Raw genomic sequence first — 1,893 nt, forward strand, 5'->3', positions numbered from 1 at the left:
CACGCACCTCGACGCGGCCGAGCGCGTCAAGCTGGGAATGTCCCTCTGCATGGAGGGGCGGCACGTCTTCGAGCACCTGACGGTCGAGGAGACCCTCATCTCCGGGGCCTACTTCCGCGGACGCATCGACACGAAGGCCGACCTCGACGAGGTCTATGCCCTCCTGCCGAAGCTCGGCGACATGCGGGCCCGCGTCGCCGGCTACCTGTCCGGTGGCGAGCAGCAGATGCTCGCCATCGGGCGGGCCCTGATGGCCAAGCCGAAACTGCTCATGCTCGACGAGCCGTCCCTCGGTCTGGCGCCCCTCCTCGTCAAGGAGATCTTCGGCTTCATCAAGCGGATCAACGAGGAGATGGGCCTCACCGTCCTCGTCATCGAGCAGAACGCCCGGCGGGCGCTCGAGGTGGCCCACCACGGCTACATCATGGAGCAGGGCCGGATCGTCCTCGAGGGCACCGCGCAGGAGCTCCAGGAGAACCCGGACGTCAAGGAGTTCTACCTCGGGCTCGGCGAGTCCGGCGGCCGCAAGAGCTTCCGCGACGTCAAGCACTACAAGCGCCGCAAGCGCTGGCTCTGAGAGGGGCTCCCCGTGTCGGTCGATCGATCCCCCACGCTCACCGAGGCAGTCGAGGCGTATGCCGCTGGGCTGGCTCCCGCCGTCGGCGCCCTCGTGCGTCAGGCTGCGTCGGCAGTGCCGGCGTTCGCCGAGCGGGTACAGCAGGCGGGCCTCACGGTCGACGGGCTGGCGTCGGGTGACCTCACGTCCCTGCCGATCCTCACCAAGGACGATGTCCTGGCGAGGCAGCAGGCCGACCCGCCGTTCGGTGGCCTCCTGGCTCCCGGGGCCACCGTGCGGCGCGTCTTCCAGTCACCGGGGCCGATCTACGAGCCCGAGCTCGACGGCCCCGACCCCTGGCGCTGGGCTCCGGCGCTCGAGGCGGCCGGGATCGGCTCCGGTGACGTCGTCCTCAACTGCTTCGGCTACCACCTGTCGCCCGCAGGGGCGATGTTCGAGGAAGGCTGCCGGGCCGTGGGTGCGACGGTCGTCCCCGGAGGGATCGGCAACCAGGACCTGCAGGCCCGGGCCATCGCCGACCTCGGGGTCACGGCCTATGTCGGGCTGCCGAGCTATCTCAAGGCGCTGGTGGACCGGTTCGACGAGCTGGGGCTGGCGGGTGACCGCTGGCGGCTCGGCAAGGCGCTGGTGACGGCCGAGCCGCTACCGGACTCGCTGCGGTCCCTGCTCCAGGAGCGGGTGCCCACGGTGCTGATGTCCTACGGGACCGCCGAGGTCGGGCTGATCGGCTACGAGACCGCGCCCGGCAGCGGCCTGCTGCCCGGGCCGGGGGTGCACGTCTCGGTGTGCGACATCGCGACCGGCGTCCCGGTGACCGAGGGCGAGGGCCAGGTCGTCGTCACCTTGGAACGGGCCGAGTATCCACTGATCCGGTTCGGCACCGGGGACCTGTCGGCCTGGACGACGGGCCCGGACGGCTCGGCCCGTCTCGCCGGCGTGCTCGGTCGGGTCGGGGAGGCCGTCAAGGTCAAGGGCATGTTCCTGCACCCGCGCCAGGCCGCCTCGGTGATGAACGGCGCACCCGGCGTGGCCGCGTGGCGCTTCGTCATCGACCGGGTCGAGCACAAGGACGAGCTGGTCTGCGAGGTCGTGCTCGACGACTCAGCCCGGTCGGGCGACGACCGGGACCGGGTCCTCGAGCAGGTCCGGTCGGCAGTGCGTTCCGGCCTGCGCTTCGCGGTGGGCGTCAAGGCGGTCGACACGCTGCCCGACGGTGACGCCGGGCGCATCATCGACGCCCGCACCTGGGACTGAGAACCCCATCGAAAGAGCAGTTCGCGACACCCAGACCAATCGAAAGAGCAGTTCGCGACACG

At 70.8% G+C, this 1,893-nt stretch carries 2 protein-coding genes; both read left to right on the forward strand.

Features of this window, described 5'->3' with window-relative positions; all coding sequences use genetic code 11:
* A partial coding sequence (locus OO014_RS19235; RefSeq protein WP_272463940.1) for an ABC transporter ATP-binding protein occupies positions 1 to 577 on the forward strand: 577 nt, incomplete at its 5' end.
* Positions 578 to 589: 12 nt separating this feature from the next.
* Positions 590 to 1,831, forward strand: a complete 1,242-nt coding sequence (locus OO014_RS19240) for a phenylacetate--CoA ligase family protein (protein WP_272463941.1) — start codon at positions 590 to 592, stop codon at positions 1,829 to 1,831.
* The last annotated feature ends 62 nt before the right edge of the window (positions 1,832 to 1,893 follow it).

The sequence above is a fragment of the Intrasporangium calvum genome, from assembly GCF_028446585.1.
GTDB classification, from domain to species: domain Bacteria; phylum Actinomycetota; class Actinomycetes; order Actinomycetales; family Dermatophilaceae; genus Intrasporangium; species Intrasporangium calvum_A.